This window comes from Tunturiibacter gelidiferens, assembly GCF_014201335.1.
GTDB lineage: Bacteria > Acidobacteriota > Terriglobia > Terriglobales > Acidobacteriaceae > Edaphobacter > Edaphobacter lichenicola_E.
This window is the reverse complement of record NZ_JACHEB010000004.1, coordinates 217,538-234,861: the sequence shown is the minus strand read 5'-3', so window position 1 is coordinate 234,861 and position 17,324 is coordinate 217,538. Positions and strand designations below refer to the sequence as shown.

General features: G+C 57.7%; 12 protein-coding genes. 7 read left to right on the top strand and 5 right to left on the bottom strand.

All coding sequences use genetic code 11. The features are described from left to right. Nucleotides 1–89 precede the first annotated feature (89 nt). Nucleotides 90–545 carry a hypothetical protein gene (locus tag HDF14_RS09805; RefSeq protein WP_183975959.1) on the top strand — a complete coding sequence of 152 codons (456 nt, stop codon included), beginning with the start codon at nt 90–92 and terminating at the stop codon, nt 543–545. Between the two features lie 22 nt (nt 546–567). On the opposite strand, the gene HDF14_RS09800 is transcribed toward HDF14_RS09805, so the two are convergent. Both HDF14_RS09800 and HDF14_RS09795 read right to left on the bottom strand, forming a co-directional pair. Then, nucleotides 568–1,572: a phospholipase D-like domain-containing protein gene (locus tag HDF14_RS09800; protein WP_183975957.1), complete on the bottom strand. Its 1,005-nt coding sequence runs from the start codon at nt 1,570–1,572 to the stop codon at nt 568–570. An 86-nt stretch (nt 1,573–1,658) separates the two neighbouring features. Beyond that, nucleotides 1,659–3,488 carry an ABC transporter ATP-binding protein gene (locus tag HDF14_RS09795; protein ID WP_221304625.1) on the bottom strand — a complete coding sequence of 610 codons (1,830 nt, stop codon included), beginning with the start codon at nt 3,486–3,488 and terminating at the stop codon, nt 1,659–1,661. 204 nt (nt 3,489–3,692) lie between these two features. Between HDF14_RS09795 and eutC the strand changes: the two genes are divergently transcribed. Then, nucleotides 3,693–4,484 (top strand): ethanolamine ammonia-lyase subunit EutC, encoded by a 792-nt coding sequence (eutC, locus tag HDF14_RS09790; protein ID WP_183975955.1) that lies wholly within the window; start codon nt 3,693–3,695, stop codon nt 4,482–4,484. 73 nt (nt 4,485–4,557) lie between these two features. Here the strand turns inward: eutC and HDF14_RS09785 are convergent, their stop codons facing one another. From HDF14_RS09785 to HDF14_RS09775, 3 genes are all read right to left on the bottom strand, one after another. Then, entirely contained in the window at nt 4,558–8,487 is a 3,930-nt protein-coding gene (locus HDF14_RS09785) for a carboxypeptidase-like regulatory domain-containing protein (protein ID WP_183975953.1), read from the bottom strand. Nucleotides 8,488–8,842: 355 nt separating this feature from the next. Continuing rightward, nucleotides 8,843–11,008 (bottom strand): peptidyl-dipeptidase Dcp, encoded by a 2,166-nt coding sequence (gene dcp / locus HDF14_RS09780; RefSeq protein WP_183975951.1) that lies wholly within the window; start codon nt 11,006–11,008, stop codon nt 8,843–8,845. A gap of 241 nt (nt 11,009–11,249) precedes the next feature. Next, the gene (locus HDF14_RS09775; RefSeq protein ID WP_183975949.1) at nt 11,250–12,506 is read right to left on the bottom strand and encodes a cytochrome c3 family protein; all 1,257 of its coding nucleotides are present in this window, start codon (nt 12,504–12,506) and stop codon (nt 11,250–11,252) included. Nucleotides 12,507–13,021: 515 nt separating this feature from the next. Here HDF14_RS09775 and HDF14_RS09770 point away from each other — a divergent pair. The 5 genes from HDF14_RS09770 to HDF14_RS09750 all read left to right on the top strand — a co-directional run bounded on the left by HDF14_RS09770 (nt 13,022) and on the right by HDF14_RS09750 (nt 17,284). Next, nucleotides 13,022–13,411 (top strand): YidH family protein, encoded by a 390-nt coding sequence (locus HDF14_RS09770; RefSeq protein ID WP_183975947.1) that lies wholly within the window; start codon nt 13,022–13,024, stop codon nt 13,409–13,411. 212 nt (nt 13,412–13,623) lie between these two features. Beyond that, complete coding sequence (locus HDF14_RS09765; protein ID WP_183975945.1) at nt 13,624–13,920, top strand: DUF503 domain-containing protein; 297 nt, start codon at nt 13,624–13,626, stop codon at nt 13,918–13,920. Then, nucleotides 13,917–14,429, top strand: coding sequence for a 30S ribosome-binding factor RbfA (gene rbfA, locus HDF14_RS09760; protein WP_260698155.1), 513 nt, complete (start codon nt 13,917–13,919; stop codon nt 14,427–14,429). The genes HDF14_RS09765 and rbfA overlap by 4 nt, the downstream gene beginning before the upstream one ends. Then, entirely contained in the window at nt 14,426–15,424 is a 999-nt protein-coding gene (locus tag HDF14_RS09755; protein ID WP_183975943.1) for a DHH family phosphoesterase, read from the top strand. The genes rbfA and HDF14_RS09755 overlap by 4 nt, the downstream gene beginning before the upstream one ends. Before the next feature lie 27 nt (nt 15,425–15,451). Beyond that, complete coding sequence (locus HDF14_RS09750) at nt 15,452–17,284, top strand: ArnT family glycosyltransferase (protein WP_183975941.1); 1,833 nt, start codon at nt 15,452–15,454, stop codon at nt 17,282–17,284. Nucleotides 17,285–17,324 lie beyond the last annotated feature (40 nt).

The following is a 17,324-nucleotide window of genomic DNA, read 5'->3' as shown; positions in this document are numbered from 1 at the left end:
CGTCATGCGCATAGCTGCATTCAATCGCAGCCGAACGCCAGCCCACCATGCAATGGAACAAATCAGATCGAACCGACGTAAATTTCTTCGTGAATCCAACGAATAGCATGGAGATCATCGCGCTCGCAGGCTTATTGGCTGGAGCTTTGGACATCACCGCAACCTCTACCCTCATGTCGCTGCAAGGTATGCCACTTGAAAGGCTATGGCAGGGCATAGCCAGCGGTACGCTGGGCACATCAGCGTTCAAAGGCGGCAAAAAAACTGCCACGCTCGGCCTGTTCTTTCACTTCGCAATTGCGTTCATCGTTGCTGCGATCTTCTACGCGATAAGCCGCCAACTCCCGATGCTCGCAGAAAGACCGATCCTCTGGGGCGCTCTCTACGGCGTTGTCGTTCATCTGGTCATGAGCCGCGTCGTAGTCCCGCTCTCACGAGCTCCCAAACGAGCGTTCTCCGCAAAAGCCTTCGTGATTCAACTGGTCATCCACATCTGCTTCGTGGGACTTCCAATCGCACTCACAGTCGCTCGCTTCACCCGATAGAAACCCGCGCGAGCCAAAAAAATCAGCACTTCTTCCCACTCTTGTGCGTTTCGAGCGCAAGATCCTCCGCGACATTCGGATCATATTCTTCCAACTCAGCCAGCAGCCCTGCATCGCTCAAATCCAGCAGCTTCGAGTTCTCCCAGTCATGTCGAACGGTCTTTCCCAGACGGTCAAGGATGTGGTCGTCCCTCACCTCAATCGCCAGCTCCCGCCTGCTGTCGAAGCTCCCCGGGGCAAGATTGATCGACCCAATGATCGCGCGGTCATCATCGGCCAACAGCAGCTTCGCATGAAGCTTAATATGCTTCAACTTGTGTATCTTGACGCCAATATCTTCGAGCACCCTGAGCCCGCTCACGCCTTCAATCAACTTGGCTTTCTTCAGCTTGTGCGGAGGCCGCGCCATGATATGAATCTTCACCCCACGCTGGTTCGCCCTCACCAGGTGTTCAATAATTGTCGGATCCTGGTACCGCTCATTCTGCAACCACAGCGAGTGCTTCGCCTCATCAATCAACTGCCCCAGCCGCTGCCTTCCGTTCCCAATACACCAGATCAAATGGGAGTGGTCGCCCGCCTTGAAATCCTTCCTTTGCCAGTCCGCGTCGAAGCACTCCATGACCTCCTCAACCTCGTGCTTGTGCGTCGTAACAATCGCATAATCCCGCGTCACCGTCAGGTTCTTCGTCTCCCAGTTCAGCGACTCGACAAACGCCGTCTTATCATCGATCACCATCGACTTCTCATGGGTCAGATCGAAGCAGGGGTTGCTGTCCAGCACCTCAACCCCCGCATCAGTCAACGCAAGCCGCGACTCGTCATTTTCTTTCTCGCCATCCCGCCTCTCCGGATTCAGCATCACCCGCACCTTCACCCCACGCTGGTGAGCGGCAACCACAGCCTGCAGCAGACTCGGATCCGAAAACAAAAACATCTTGATCCGGATCGAATCTTTCGCGCCATGAATGGCTTCCAGAATCGGCTTCGCAGAATCGTCCGGCAAAACAATTAAAGAGCGCGACATAATCCTCTTCCCTTGACCCCTTATTTCGAGAACTGGCGTTGATCTCTTTTACAGTCTCTCATCGCCCAATACAACTAGCCGTTCCTTTACGCCATCACCTTGTCCAACCCGGCGTCGAATTGCGTACGATGCAGTGCCGCATAGATACCATTCACCGCCATCAGTTCTTCATGCGTTCCATTCTCCGCCACAACCCCTTCATTAATCACAATGATCTGATTCGCATCCCGTATCGTGCTCAATCGATGAGCAATCGCAATTACGGTCCGTCCCTCCATCAGCTTCTCCAGCGCATCGATCACCAGCTTCTCCGACTCGCTATCGAGCGCTGCCGTCGGCTCATCCAGCAATAAAATCGGGCTGTTCCGCACCATCACCCGCGCAATCCCAATCCGCTGCCTCTGCCCACCCGACAGCGTCGATCCCCGCTCCCCCACCATCGTCTCGTACCCCAGCGGCATCTTCGAAATGAACTCATCCGCATTCGCCAGCTTCGCTGCCGCAATCACTTCTTCTCTCGTCGCCGCCGGCCGCCCAAACGCAATATTCTCTAAAATCGTCCCGCGAAACAGCACCGTATCCTGCAGCACGTACCCGATCTTGTCTCTCAGTGGCTTCAGTTTGTACTCGCGCACATCCTCGCCATCCATCTTTACGGACCCGGACTCCACATCATAAAATCGCGGGATCAAACTCACCACCGTCGATTTCCCGGCTCCCGTCGGCCCCACGATCCCCACAAACTGACCCGCCTCAATCTTGAAACTCACATCCGTCAAAATCAAATTCGCCGGGTCATATCCAAACGCGACGTGCTCGAACTCAATCGTCCCCGCCACCTTCTCCGGCGCCAACCCATCTGCCTTCTCCGGAATCACCGCATCCGTATCCAGAATCTCGCGAATTCGCTCAGTCCCAACCGCAGCCTGCGCCACTGCATTCGTCGTAGTTGCAAGATCCTTCACCGGCTTGAAGAACTTCGTCAGATAAGCCAAATAAACCGTCAGCTCTCCCACCGTCATCGCTTTCTCAAGAATCAACGCCGCTCCGCGCCATAACACCACCGCCGTGCACAACGACACCGTAATCGTCACCACCGGCGACAACAGCGCCTTCACACTCCTTGCCTTCAGCGCAGCGCTCACCGTCGCCTGGCTCACCAGCTGCAACTGAGCCTCTTCCGTCGCCTCCTGCCCAAACGCCTTCACAGCCTGCATCGACTCCAGCCCCTGCTGCACCACCGCGACAATCTCGCTCTGCTCCTTCCGAACCTCATGCGTCGCCTTCTTCACTGCCTTCTTAAATCTCGAAACAAACAGCAGCAGAAACGGCGTCACTCCCACAGCGATCAGCGTGAAATCCCAGTTCAGCCAGAACATCAACCCCAGCATGCAGACGATCGTCAGCAGGTCGACCAGAATATTCAACGTCGAAGACGAAGCAAACCCCTCGATCGTCTGAATATCCGCCGTAATCGTGCTCAGAATCGTTCCCGTCGCATGCGTGTTGTAGTACCCGAGTGAAAGCCGTTGCAGGTGCCCATACATCTTCATGCGCAGATCATGCGCCACCCACTGTCCCACGCTCTCGGTGTAATAGTTATCGATATAAGACGCCACCGCACCCAGCAGCGAGATCACCACAAACGCCATCGCCGCCAGACCCGCGACATGCAGCCTCGACTCGTGCGACCTCAAGCCTTCATCCACCATTGACCCAATCAGCCGATGCAGCCACGGAGTCATCTTGTGGTCGCCGACCACATTATCCAAAATGATCTTCAACGGCCACGGCGTCGCCAGGCTCATCACCGTCTCGACCAGCATAGCCAGAAAGATGCCCACCAGCGTGCCACGATAAGGGCGAATTAAACTTCCGATAAACCGCAACATAAGCAGGCCCTGTTCCCCGAACAACCACTTCAGATCCTTACGACCCTCTCACCAACGGTGCTTCAAGTAGAAATCAACAGCATCTCCCCAACAAGCTTTCTTTCATAGCAGTCAACGCAGACCATCATCTTACTCGCACCTCCATAAACACAACGCCACGCGCCACTTTTCCGTACACTGGCTAATCACGGTCCCACAAACTTCCTCCAACTCGCGACCCAACCAACTATGTCCGACAAGAAAATAAAAGAGCTACACATAGACCAGTCCGGAACACCCGCCACCACGCCATCAACCTCCCTCCGCAGCTACACGCCCGCCCGCATCGCCCTGCGCCGCACCGGCGTAAGTCTCGCCACCACAGAGATCCTCAACTTCCAGCTCGCCCACGCCCAGGCACGCGACGCCGTCCACGCCACGCTCGACCCACAACACCTCACCCACCGCCTGCGCATCGAAATCCCGTCCCTCACCGTACCCATCCTCACACTCGACAGCGCAGCCCCCGACCGCGCCACCTACCTCCGCCGCCCCGACCTCGGCCGCACCCTGGCCCCCGCCTCAGCCGGTCTCCTCCGCCCGTCCCCCTGCGACATCCTCCTCGTCATCGCCGACGGCCTCTCCGCCACAGCCATCGAGCACCACGCCGTCCCCCTCCTCGCCGCCCTCCTTCCCGCGCTGCCCCCAAACCAAACCCTCGGCCCCCTCTGCATCGCCACCCAGGCCCGCGTCGCCATCGCCGACCACATCGGCTCCCTCCTCCGCGCCCAACTCTCCATCGTCCTCATCGGCGAGCGCCCTGGCCTCAGCTCCCCAGACTCCCTCGGCGTCTACATCACCTGGAACCCCACTCCCAGCCGCACCGACGCCGACCGCAACTGCATCTCCAACATCCGCACTGCCGGCCTCGACTACATCACCGCCGCCGCCCGCATCGCCTTCTACTGCGCCGAAGCCAGACGCCTGCAACTCACCGGCACCGCCCTCAAAGAAGCAACTCCCCCTCTACTCAACACCTGACTCTCAGTTCAAAAAAAAATGGCCCACGCTCATCGCGCAGGCCACTACAGACACTCATCTGCAAACGCAATCTCTAGAAGAGGAACCGCAACGACATCTGTATCTGTCGCGGGCTCCCGATCGTATGTGTCACAGTACCCAACCCACTCGGGCAGTTGTAAAAGGTGTCGGTGCTTGGGCTGGTGCTGTTGCAACCGGTCGGGAGAACCGGCGTCCCGGCCGCTGGGAATCCGTTGTAGTTAACGTTCTGCGCCACCTCGTTCCCTGGCACATCGAAGCTGCTCGTATTCGTGAGGTTATAAACATCAAACGTATAAGTGAGACTGTACCGTTCCGTGAACTTCGTCACCTTCATCAACGACGCATCCGCACGCTTCTGGAAGGCCTGGCGGAAGATATTGCGCTGACCAGTCGTAAAGTCCGTCTCATAAGGATCGGAGGTCGGAACAGCGCTGCTCAGTCCGCCAGCCTGCAGTATTGGAATCGTGAAACACGACGCCTTCAACGCATTCAGATTCGGATCGCCATTTGGATTGAATGCCCCGGAGTGACCCGTCTTCGCAGACTTCGCAGTGCACCCTGGAGCCAGCGGAACGATCGGATTCGTAATTCCGTTGCTGACGCCGTAGTAAATACTACCCACGGCTCCGCTGAAGTCGATCACGCTATACGGCTGGCCACTCTGCAAAATCGTAAGCCCCACCAACGACCAGCCGTTCGCAAAATAGCCTTCGACAGTATGGTTGTGAACAAAATCGGGCAGCCTGTAAACATAGTTGAAGTTGATCACGTGCGTCCGGTCAAAGTCAGCCGAAGCATATCCATCGCGCAGGTTCAACGGGTTGTTGCCGTTATAGAAAAGACCCAGGCCACTCTGTTCATCGAGCGCGTGCGAGTAAGTGTACGAGGCAGCAATCTGGAATCCGTGACTCATCCGCTTCTCAACGTGCGCCGTCAGGGCATTGTAGGCATCCACACCCGCCGCCCTGTACGAGATCGACTCCGCCGCATAACCGACATAAGGAACGCGATGATCGATGTTGCCGCCCTCATAGTCGAAGTCGTAACCAGTCCCGTCGGGCAAATTGGCTCCCCCAACGTTATAACCATACGAATACTTCTGACCATGGATATTGGCACTAGGTGAAGCGATCCCAGGCTGGTTGAACGGAACCGGAATCACTTGATGCCTGCCCAAATTACCAACGTAGCCCAGCGTAATCGCAAGGTCATTGCGTGGTTGCCACTGAATATCGAGCGTGTAGTTGAAGGTATAAGGCAGTTTATTCGCGCGATCGTAGACACCAAGCGAAATCGGCTGCCCGCCATTCTCAATGCCAGCAATGTTCGGCAGGTAGTTGCTCAGGTCGGAAGACTGCGGATTCGTCGGCGGAGCATTCTGCACGTTGGTATACGGGTTCGCGAGATTGCCCGTCGCAGCCGTAGGCGCAGATGTCGGCGGATTTATACCGCCCCCCCCGCCGCACGTTGGAATGTAGTAGCTGTAAAGGCTCTGCACCGGGCAGGACTGCGCCGTCACAAACGGAAGCTGCTGATTGGCCCCGAATGGCCCACCAGTCACCGTACCGATCGCATAGCCAGGCGAGAAGTAGCTGAACAGTTCACCGCGGTCGTAGTACATCCCGAAGCCCGACCGCACCACCACCTTGCCTCCAAACTTCTCCGGCTGCCACGCCGCGCCCAGCCGCGGACCAATCCCCCACTGCCGCCCCGTCAATGTGGTCGGGCTTACACCTGTGGTTCCGTTTTTGTTGTTGCTGGCGATGATGAAGCCCGGATTGACGATCGTGTCCGACGCTTCGTTGTAGCTATAAAGTGTCGGATCGAAGTTAAAGATCCGCCCGTTCTTTTCAGACAGGCCTCCGTTCCAGTCATAGCGCAATCCCGCCGTAAGCGAAATCGTCGGCGTCACCTGAAACTTGTCCTGCACGTAGCTCCCCACCTGGTTCGCCCGGTAGTAACGGCTCGCATCGCCCTGCAGAAACGAGCTGACATAAAACTGCGTCGAAGAGCTGCCCGGCGTCACATACCCCTGCGCAAAAGCACTCAGATCGTCCGTAGCCACTGTGCCCGCGTTCGTCCGATGATCGATCGTATTGAGTTGCGTATAGCTATAACTCGTACCAAACGTGACCGTATGCTTGCCCAGCGTCCAGATCGCATTTCCAGACGGCTGCCATCGATTCTGGAAAGCTCCGGTATTAGGAGCCTGCCCCTCCGCGTTAGGCCCAATGTTCAGGATGCCCGTGCTGACTAGCCCATGTTGTTCTCGAACGCTCTCGCCAAGCACATCGACTATCGACACACCAGGAAAATAACTCGACCCAAACTCATTGATCGAAACCGTTCCCAGCGAACCTCCCGGAATCGCATCCGGCCCAAATGGCTGCTCGTTATCCACCCACGTCTTCTCCCGAATGAACCCCAGGCTCTCCGTCGTACTCAAATTCGACTTCACCAGATAAGTGTTGATGATCGAAAAAACCTGCGCGCCGGAGTCGAGATGTTCCGTAAATCCCGGCACGCTCGAGTAGGCATAAGGAGCAAGCGTAGGATCGTGCTGATAGAAATACTTCAGCGACAGCGTGTCTTTGCTATTGATGTTGTAGTCAAGATTAGCCACCGCCATATCAGCCTTGAAGCGACCAGTGCCCGGAATGAAAGCATTGTAAGGATGCGAGGCGGACATGCTCGACGATCCCGTGTCATTCGGCACAAGCCACTTGCCCGGCTGACCAGGCAGCGAAGGCGAGTTGAACAAAGCCAGCGCAGTCCGGTCAATATTCGCAGCGGTAAGAGTCGTCCCAAACGGGCCATTGATCATATTCGCAAAGCCAGCCGCATCGCGATTGGTATCAGAAAGCCCAACCGGTACATTGATGAAGTTGTCCCCGATCTCCTGATCCGAAACCTGCAGATGCTGGTACGACACAAACCCAAAGAGCTTGTTCTTAATAATCGGGCCACCAAAAGTCCCGCCCGCGATATAGCGGTGCAGCTCAGGATTCTCGTCCTTCGGATCATTCGCAAGCAGTGGATTGTTCTTGAAGAAGAACGGCGCCGCATTGATCCAGTTCGTTCCACGACGTGCATACGCCGTACCGTGATAAGCATTCGTGCCCGAAGCTGTATTCACATCGATGTGCGCACCCGAAGTAGAGCCTTGCTGCGCGTCATACATCGACGCGTTCACCCGCACCTCCTGGATCGTCTCCGGCGCAGGCGTAGGAATCGCATTACCGATCGAAAGATAAACCGATGCGACCGTCTGAATCACCCCGGCCCCGCCCTGCGTAGTCGAAGCGCCCGTACTGTTAATCACGCGCTGAGAGCCAACCTGGCTTGTGCTCTTCCCATTGAAAAGACTGCTGGCATCCACGCCGTTGATCGAGAAGCTATTACTCGTATCGCGTTGTCCATTCGCCCAGATCGGCAGATTCCCCAAGCCGGACTGAGCCCCAGTACCACCCGACAACTCCGCATTCACACCCGGCGACAGAATCGCCAACCCCGTGAAACTCCCCGTCGGTTGCGGTATCGACTCGATCTGCGCTTTATCCAGAACATATCCATTCGTCGTGTCCACTGCGTTCATCAGCGGCACCGCGTCCACGCTCACCACGGTGTTCACCGCTCCCACGCTCAACTGAGCATTCACCGTCCCCGTCCGGTCGCTTTGCACAGGAATCCCCTGCATCTTCTGCGACTGAAACCCGTCCTTCGTAAACGTCAGCGTGTAAGTCCCAATCGGCAGATTCGCAAAATCATAAAATCCATTGCTTCCCGCCGTCTGAGTCCGCGTCAACCCCGTCTGATCCCCCACCACGGTCACAACGGTCCCAGCCAGAATCCCGCCTTGGGCATCGGTCACCACCCCCGTCAGGCCGCCGAGCGTCTGCTGCCCAAACACGGGACACACCAGAAGCAGACACGCCATCTGGCACACAACGACAAAGAAGAAGGAACGGAAACACCTACTCATAATCTTGCTCCTAAGTGTTGCAGCGCATTACTTAAAACAAGTCGTCCTTTGCCTGAAAGTAGGCATTTGCAAAGACACAGATGCAGCACGGCCAATCCGCGGGGACGACGCCGAGGCAACTGCGAACTTAAACTTCGGAACAGGTGAAATTCAGTTTGCTATGTGAACTTGGAATGAAAATGAGCATATCTGAAGTTGTCAAAATTGCGAAGAGAATTCGACGTCTGCACGCAACTTCTCATCGACGCTTTTGCAGCCACGTAAACCGCGCAGTCGACCCATAGGAAAAAGCCGCCTGCATCACCCACGCAAGCGGCTCATTCCCTAACCTCGTTTTATTCTTCGCTGACGCGGCCTACTTCGCCGTCTTCACCAGTCCGCGATACTTCAGCATCGGCTCGACGTTCGGCGCGCTCCCCAGCCACGCCTCATACATCTTCGCCAGATCCTCCGTATTCCCACGCGACAGAACCATCTTCCGGAACCGGTCCCCATTCGCCCGAGTCAGCCCGCCATGATCCTGGAACCACTGGAACGCATCATCATCCAGCATCTCGCTCCAAAGATACGCATAGTACCCGGCCGCATATCCCCCGCCCCAAATATGCGAAAAGTAGCTCGACCGGTACCGTGGCGGAACATAGCTCAACGTGAATCCCTTCTTCGCCAACGCCGCCTTCTCAAACGCATCCGGCTCCTGCAGCCCATCGCTCACCGGCAATGTGTGCCATTGCATATCCAGTTCAGCCGCAGCCACCAGTTCCGTCAGCAGATAGCCCTGATTGAAATCCGCTGCCTTCTTGATCTTCGTAGCCAACTCCTCCGGCATCGCAGCGCCCGTCTTATAATGCTTCGCATAGTGCGCGAACACCGCCGGATACGTCGCCCAGTGCTCATTGAATTGCGACGGAAACTCCACAAAGTCCCGCGGTACCGATGTCCCCGACAAGCTCGGATACTCTGTATCGGCCAGCATCCCATGCAGCGCATGCCCAAACTCGTGGAACATCGTAACCACATCACTAAAGCTGATCAGCGCCGGCTCACCCGCAGCAGGCTTCGGCAGATTCGCAACGTTATAAATCACCGGCAGCGTGCCCATCAGCTTCGACTGATCGACGAAGCTGCTCATCCACGCCCCACCGTTCTTGTTATCGCGCTTGTAGTAGTCGCAATAGAACAACGCCAGCGGCTTCTCATTCCCGTCGAACACCTCGAACACGCGAACATCCGGATTCCAAACTGGAATATCCTTCCGCTCCTTGAAGCTCAGACCATACAACTGACCCGCCGCATAGAACACGCCATTCTCAAGCACATTGTTCAGCTCGAAGTAAGGCCGCACCTGCGCGTCGTCGATGTCATACTTCGCCTTCCTCACCTGCTCCGAATAAAACTCCCAGTCCCACGGCTCAACCGAAAACCCACCCTTCTGCGCGTCGATCACACCCTTAATATCCTTCGCCTCATCCGCCGCATTCGCCGTCGCAGGAGCCACCAGCGCATCCATAAACTTCAGCGCATTCTCCGGCGTCTTCGCCATCTGGTCTTCCAGCTTCCAGCCTGCGTAGGTGTCATGCCCCAGCAGCTTGCCCTTCTCCGCACGCAACTCCGCCAGCCTCGCAATCGTCGAACGCGTGTCATTCGCATCGCCGCGCTCAGTCCGCGTCCAGGAGTTCTCAAATATCGCCTGCCGCGTACCCCGCACACTCAACGAAGAAAGAACGGGCTGCTGCGTCGTGTTCTGCAGCGGAAGCACATACCCATCCTTCTTTCGCTCCTTTGCCGCCGCCTGCGCCCCGCCCAAATCTCCCGCCGTCAAACCCGCGAGCGCTCCTTTATCCGTCGTCGCATACGCCGAGTCTTTGGTCGCCGCCAGCACTTTGCTACGGAAGCCGTTCGACAACGTCGACTCCTCCGCATTGAGCTTCTTCAGCTTCTCTTTATCCGCATCCGACAGGTTCGCACCGGCGTGCACAAAATCCCTGTACCTCACCTCCACCAGCCTCAGGCCCTCCGGACTCAGGTTCAGCGAAGCCCTCGCCTCGTACACCGCTGCCACACGACGAAACAACTTCTCATTCAGAAAAATCGCATCCCGGTGCGCTGCCAGCTTCGGAGCCAGCACCTCCTGCAACTTCTCCAGCTCAGGATTCGTGTTCGCTCCCGTCACGCCATCGAACGCAGCCTGCGCCCGCTGAAACAGCTGACCGGTCTTCTCCATCGCGACAATCGTGTTCTCAAACGTAGGCGCAGCCGGATTGTCCGCAATGGCCTGAATCTCCTTCAACTCCTCCGCCATCCCCGCTTCAATCGCCGGCTCGTAGTCGCTGTCCTTGATCTTGTCGAACGGCGGCGCCTCAAACGGCAGCGTACTCTTCGCATAAAACGGGTTCGACGGCCCAAACCCGGCATCCTTCGCGCTCATCGCCGCGCCCTGTACACTACTCACACTCACCCCCACCAACGCTCCGAAACTCACCGCCAAAGACACACGCCGCACCACATCCGCTCGCCTCATCCATATCTCCGTACTTCCTCAATCGCAATCCAAACCCAAATTGTAGAGGATTTCCCCTCCTCCAACATTCGCAACTCCGCGCACCCCCCTGCCGTTGCCGTTGCATTTCTAGTTGTCATCCCCGCAGGGGATCTGCTGTTGCTGTTGCCTTTCTCGTTGTCATCTCCGCAGGGGATCTGCTGTTGCTGTTGTTCTTGCCGCTGCATTTCTTCTTGCATCCAACCGGCGACCCCCTCAACAACTAATTCGCCACCCGCCACGGCGAAGTAGTCTTCCACCCCCTCAACTCCTTCGTAGCCCAAGCAGTCGACTTATCCGTATGGCAAGAAGTACAAGGATTCGGAATCCCCGACTGCTCCGTCTCAACCGGACTAATAAACCGAAACGTATGCGCACTCACGGCATTGTCCTTGATCGTCTGCTCAATCTTCGGCATATGGCACGCCACACACTCGCTCCCTTTGCTCCCCGCCGCATGATGGGTATGTTCGCTCACCGTCCCCTTCAATCCCGCAGGATTATCTTTCGTGTGGCACGTCAAACAAACCGCATTCCCCCTCGCAATCAGGTTCGACGCATTCTCGTTACTGTGAACCTGATGGCAGTCAAAGCATCGAATCTGCCGGTGATACATATTGCTCTGCACAAAATCATTCCCCTGCATCCTGTTCTTGTGCGCCGTCAGGTCCGCGTACTGGAAGAAGTTCGTCGCCCCCGGCTTCAACTCCTCCAGCCTCCAAAAATCGGCCAGCCTCTCTCCCGGCACAAATCCCACCGGCCAGTCGAAGTACTTCCGTTTAATCGGATTCGCAAGCGGCCGCCCCTGACTGTGGCATTGAATACAGGTGTCATTGCCCCGCGCGTAATCAAGCGTCCCTGGGTTCACAATGTTCTGCGTCGTCGGATGCGCCACATGTAGACTGCCCGGCCCATGGCACTTCTCGCACCCCACATTCCACTCCGTCACCTGCTTGGTTTCCACGTTGTAGTTCACCGAGTGGCATCCATCGCATGTCGGTCCCGTCGGACGATCGAAGTTACTCGGCCCGTAAAACGGCAGCCACCAGTCTGTGCCCGTCTCCGCGTGATACGGCAGCCATCGGCCCTTCTTCACATCCCACTGCGCCGGCTCCGGATAGTAGTCATCTCCCCGCTTGGTGAAATACCTCTGCTTCCATCGGCTCCCATACACAAAGGCCACATCTCCGATCCCGAACGTAACCAGCGGATCAGCATGGCTGAAATCCCCAAGCACCGCATCCGGATGTACCTTCGGATCACGCACCACATTCGCCATTCGCGTCTGCTTCCAGCTGTTGTACGTCGCAGCGTGACACTTTTCACAACTCTGCGACCCCACAAAATGAGCCGCTGGCCCCTCCGCCCGAGCCGCCTCAGGCAGCAAAACTGCACAGAGAAGTCCGAAGACTATCAACCCAACGGCCGCCGCCCATCTCCTCGCGCAAACCTCAACTCTTCGCCGATCAAATTCCCGCATGGTCTGCAAATATAGGCAAAGAATGCAAGAAAGTTGTCACAGACTTTCCGCACCCGGTTCCGACGAGATAAAAAAAGGCCCCTCGCATGAGGGGCCAAGCTGCCTTGGTTCTCTCTGGTTAGGAGAGTTTTTTATGAGAGCGATCTTTGTCGCATCCCAACAAAACTTGTGGGCGGGCGGCACCTTGAGCGACTTCGCTGAGCCCATGCCGCCGCGGGGGAGGGCTTGTTTCACCCGATTCAGAGAATTAGTGATTCGCAACTCTCTGATCCGTCTTCTGTGCTCGATACTGCTGAAGTGAATATGAAGGAAGACTCGGAGGATTGCATCCCGCGAAGGAAGGTATTTTCAATGCTAGTGACTGGTGTGCTTCCGATACCACTATTGGGGGGATCTGATGCCCACATTCCCCTCCGTCACCACAAACCGACCACAACTTACCACCAAGAAAACCACAACTTGCGACACCCTGCGCCACTGACCTGAACTCGCTGCCGCTGCCTTACAATCCCACCATGCCCAATCCAGCCCAGCCCGCCGAACAGGACCCTCGCGTCTACTTCGCCGCCGAGCGAACTTTCCTGGCCTGGATCCGCACCGGCCTCGGCCTCATGGGTATCGGATTCGCTGTCAGCCGCTTCGGCCTCTTCCTCCGCCAGATCACCGCCGCCGAGTCCCACCTGCCCCCCCGCACCACTGGACTCTCCCTGTGGTCCGGCGTCCTTCTGGTAGCGCTCGGAGTCATCGTCAACCTCAGCGCCGTCTACCGTCACTTCCAGCTAATCCAGGAGCTAAGCTCCGGCACCTGGCGCCCTGGCCGCGTCTCGCGCGACGCCGTCGTCCTCGGTCTCCTGCTAGCCGCTGCCGGAGTAGCCATGGCCATCTACCTGATGCTCATCCGCTAAAGAAAAGAGGGGGGACTGGACAAAAACGATCGCCAGAAAACGGTCAAAAAACAGCAACCAAAATCAAACATCCGCACCAAACCGTTTATTTTCAATATTTTGCACGTAAACCCTTTAGATGGAATATTTTGCAACCACTAACCCTCCGCAGATATAACAAAACAAAAGACTTCCATGCAAAATACACTAAAGGGGGGAGGGGTACCAAGAACATGCCCGTAGCCAAACTCACCATCGAACTCGAAATTCCCCACGCCCAGTCCCTAAAAGACCGCCGCCAGGTCCTACGCTCCATGAAAGATAAACTCCGCCACAGCTTCAACTTATCCATCGCCGAGCTGGACGACGGCATGGTCTGGAACCGCGCCACACTCGGAATCGCCACCATCTCCTCCTCCACCAGCTATCTCACCGGCCAACTCCACCAGATCGACCACGCAGTCCACCGCATAGCCGCCGCCCTAAGTGCTGAAATCACAGACTCTTACGCCGAAATCCTCCCCGAATGAAGCACAATCCACAGGAAATCCTGCCGGAATCCTCCTCAAGCACTAGGTGGAACAACCCAACTCTGATATCCTCAACCGTTCGCCCCAGTCAAAACCATATGCCCGAGCAGCGCGCCAGAACCTACCATCGCAACCGTGTCGCCAACACCTTCTCCGAGGAGATCGGAGCCATGCTCGAAGGAGAACTCTCCGATCCACGAATCGCCCCCAGCTACGTCACCGAAGTCGTGCTCGCGCCAGGCGGCAAGTCTGCCCGCATCTTCGTAGCCGTCCACGGTAACGAGGAGGAGGAGGCCTCCACCCTCGAAGGTCTCACCACCGCCCGGGCCTACATCCGCTCCCAGCTCCGCGACCGCATGGGCGTACGCCACGTCCCAGAGCTGACCTTTGCCATCGACCGATCCGAGAAGATGACTGGGCGCATGGACGAGCTTCTCGCCCGTACCCGCAAGCGTGAGCAGAAGCGCACCGCCTCCGAACCGGTCTCAGGGGCGCCTCCCAAATCATGACCCCTCACGCACAGCTCCTCGAGCCCAAGCCCCACGTAGCCCGGATTGACGATCTTCTGACGATCTTCCGTTCCCATCCCCGCTTCCTCCTCGCCTCGCACACCCGCCCCGACGGTGACGCCATCGGCTCCGTCCTAGCCCTCGCCGAGGTGCTCGACCAACTCGGTTGCCAGGCCGATATCGTCTTCGCCGACCCCATTCCCTCCTCCTACAGCACCCTCCCCAACATCGGACGAATCCATCACACTCCCTCCGCGAACGATGTAGACCCCTCCGGCGCCACCCCCGCCATCCTCCTCGAATGCGACGGCATCGTCCGCACTGGTCTTCTCGGTCTCGAAGGCCGAACTCTTATCAACATCGATCACCACGCCAGCGGCCGTCCCTTTGCATCAGTCAACTGGATCGATGAGCACGCCTGCGCCGTCGCCGCCATGGTTTACCACATCGCCGTCGCTGCAAACGTCGAGATCACGCCTTCAATGGCCACTTGCCTCTACGCGGGCATCCTCTCGGACACCGGAACCTTTACCTACTCCAGCACGAACGCCGACACCTTCGCCCTGGTTCATCATCTCGCCGCCTGCGGAGCCGATCCCAGCCAGATAGCTCGCGACATCTACCTCTCGAACCCCGCCAGCAAGATCCGCCTGCTCGGCACCGCCCTCTCCAATCTCCAGTGCGACGACGATCTTGCCTGGACCTGGGTCACCAGTGAAGACATGGACTGCGTCGGCGCCACCGCCGAGGACTGCGAGGGAGTCGTCAACTACCTCATCAGCATCGCCGGCGTCGAATCAGCAGTCTTCCTCAGGGAGGTCCCTAACGCCGACCAATTTCGCCTCAGCATCCGCAGCAAAGGTAAAACAGACGTCGCCCGTATCGCCGAACTCTTTGGCGGTGGCGGCCATCGCAACGCCAGCGGATGCACCCTCGATGGCCCCCTCCCGGTCGCTCTCGAGCAGATCCTAACCCAGCTTCGGACAGGACTCTGATAGCCTTGTCTCGCTCCTCTTAGGAAAATGGACGATATTCAACAGCCCGCCGAGTCCGGCGCAAGGAATGGCAGCGCCACTGCGATGTGGCTCCGGCAGTATCTTCAGCTACCCTCCGCCACAACGGTTCGCGAATTCGTCATCCTCTTCATCGTCACAATTTTTCTTTTGCTCTTCGGTCTGGTCCCCGGGTTCGGAGGCGACCAACTCGGCCTGGTAGGCGCGGATGAGCCACGGTATGCCCAGGTAGCCCGCGAAATGCTCACCGCCCACTCCCAGGCCTGCCACGACGTCGACGCCAAGATGGTCCCGCGCAGCCTCCGCCTGGAAGACATTCGCAACTCGTTCCACTGCATTGCCGGCGGAACGGTCACTCCCATCCTCTACGGCAAACCATGGCTTGAAAAACCCGCCCTCTACTACTGGCGCGCCATGAGCTTCTTCAAAGAGTTCGGCGTCTCCGACTGGACCGCACGCCTCCCCTCCTCCTCGGGAGCACTTGCCCTTGTCGTGCTCATCTTCCTCCACATGCGGCGCTTCCGCCCTGGAGGGCACCTCGACGCAGCCTTGATCACCGCCTCCTGCGTCGCCATCGTCAGCTTCGCCCGTGGCGCCTCCACCGACATGCAGCTGGCAGCACCCTTCTGCATCGGGATGCTCGGCTGGTACGCCTGGTACGAAACCGGAAAAAAATTCTGGCTCTTCGATCTCTACTTCTTCGGAGCAGCCGCAACACTCGCAAAAGGCCCCGTAGCCCCCTTCCTCGCGTTGGCAATCATCCTTCTCTTCGTCGGCCTTCGTCGCGAGTGGTCGGTCCTCCGCCGCACCATTTGGATCCCAGGTGTCATCCTCTACCTGATCATGGTGCTGCCCTGGTACATCGCCGTCCAAAAGCGCAACCCAACCTTCTACCGCCTCTTTTTTCTCGAACATAATCTCGAGCGCTTCGCCACCAACCGTTACCAACACCACCAGCCGTTCTGGTACTACGTCGCAATTGCTCTCGTTGGCCTGATGCCCTGGACCGTGATGGCCATTCGAGCCTTCGTCGACTCGATCGAAGTCTCTATTGCCGAATGGAAGGTACGCCACAATCCGCAGCGATACCTGGGACACACTCGCGCCGGCGACGCCTTTCCCGAGTTCCTCGTCCTCTGGGCCCTCTTCCCCATCGTCTTCTTCTCGTTCTCCGGCTCAAAGCTTCCCGGCTACATCCTTCCGTCGATTCCGCCGCTGACCATCCTCACAGCCGACTATCTCAACCGAAACCGCCGCACCGGCCTGCCGCAATGGCTTATCTGGGCGCACGCTGCCACCTGCGCTCTCCTTATCTTCGTGCTCGCCCTCGCGCCCCAGCACATGAAGTACGAGACCCTCGTACCCTCCACGCAATGGCTGCTCATCGCAGCTACCGCGGCCATCGCTTTCGGAGCCGTCGTCTTCCTCACCATCCGTCGCTGGGGTATCCCGCAGGTCTGCAACGTAACCCTGCTTCCCATCCTCGCGGCCCTCGTCTTCCTCCTCGGCTTCTATGGCAAAGAGCTAGACGTAAACTACTCCGCCCGTCCACTCGCCCGCGAAATTCAACAGCAGGCGCCCGACGTGAAGCTCGTCGCAACTGACATCAAGCGCGACATGGACTACGGCCTCGCCTTCTATCGCAACCAGCCCATGATCCACTACAGCACCGACGGCGTTCCAGACGCGGAACACATCCTGGTCATTCGCGCCAGCGATGCCGCAGACCTCGACCATTGGCTCTCCGGGCGAGTCTACAAACCCCTATTCCTCTACGAATCGCAGGGCATCGAAGTTTACCGCGTCTACGCCAACCCCCAGGCAAGCACAATTCAGCCCTGACCGGGTGCCCGACCTAACACTCACCCATCCCTCGAAAATT

Bases quoted from the DNA above. Each gene is read 5' to 3' on its own strand.
- HDF14_RS09800 (WP_183975957.1), bottom strand. From the start codon at position 1,572: ATGTCGCGCTCTTTAATTGTTTTGCCGGACGATTCTGCGAAGCCGATT.
- eutC (WP_183975955.1), top strand. From the start codon at position 3,693: ATGTCCGACAAGAAAATAAAAGAGCTACACATAGACCAGTCCGGAACA.
- HDF14_RS09785 (WP_183975953.1), bottom strand. From the start codon at position 8,487: ATGAGTAGGTGTTTCCGTTCCTTCTTCTTTGTCGTTGTGTGCCAGATG.
- dcp (WP_183975951.1), bottom strand. From the start codon at position 11,008: ATGAGGCGAGCGGATGTGGTGCGGCGTGTGTCTTTGGCGGTGAGTTTC.
- HDF14_RS09775 (WP_183975949.1), bottom strand. From the start codon at position 12,506: ATGCGGGAATTTGATCGGCGAAGAGTTGAGGTTTGCGCGAGGAGATGG.
- HDF14_RS09770 (WP_183975947.1), top strand. From the start codon at position 13,022: ATGCCCAATCCAGCCCAGCCCGCCGAACAGGACCCTCGCGTCTACTTC.
- HDF14_RS09765 (WP_183975945.1), top strand. From the start codon at position 13,624: ATGCCCGTAGCCAAACTCACCATCGAACTCGAAATTCCCCACGCCCAG.
- rbfA (WP_260698155.1), top strand. From the start codon at position 13,917: ATGAAGCACAATCCACAGGAAATCCTGCCGGAATCCTCCTCAAGCACT.
- HDF14_RS09755 (WP_183975943.1), top strand. From the start codon at position 14,426: ATGACCCCTCACGCACAGCTCCTCGAGCCCAAGCCCCACGTAGCCCGG.
- HDF14_RS09750 (WP_183975941.1), top strand. From the start codon at position 15,452: ATGGACGATATTCAACAGCCCGCCGAGTCCGGCGCAAGGAATGGCAGC.